At 60.7% G+C, this 257-nt stretch carries 1 protein-coding gene; it reads left to right on the top strand.

All coding sequences use genetic code 11. The features are described from left to right. On the top strand, positions 1-257 hold a 257-nt coding region (locus SB753_RS38900; RefSeq protein ID WP_410805394.1), incomplete at both ends, for a malonate decarboxylase subunit alpha.

Here is a 257-nt window from a genome sequence, read left to right as displayed (position 1 = left end):
GACCGCGTCGCGCTCGAAGGCGACAACCAGAAGCAGGCCGACTTCCTGTCGCGCTCGCTGGCCAAGGTCGATCCGCAGAAGCTTCACGATCTGCATCTGCTCATCTCGAGCATCAGTCGTCCAGAGCATCTGACGCTGTTCGAGCGCGGCATCGCGCATAAAGTGGATTTTGCGTTTGCCGGGCCGCAAAGCCTGCGCGTCGCGCAACTGCTCGAAGACGGGCAACTGGAGATCGGCGCGATTTATACGTACGTCGA

This window comes from Paraburkholderia sp. SIMBA_053 (assembly GCF_046534895.1).
Classification (GTDB): Bacteria; Pseudomonadota; Gammaproteobacteria; order Burkholderiales; family Burkholderiaceae; genus Paraburkholderia; species Paraburkholderia caledonica.
This window is presented reverse-complemented; position numbering and strand designations above follow the sequence as displayed.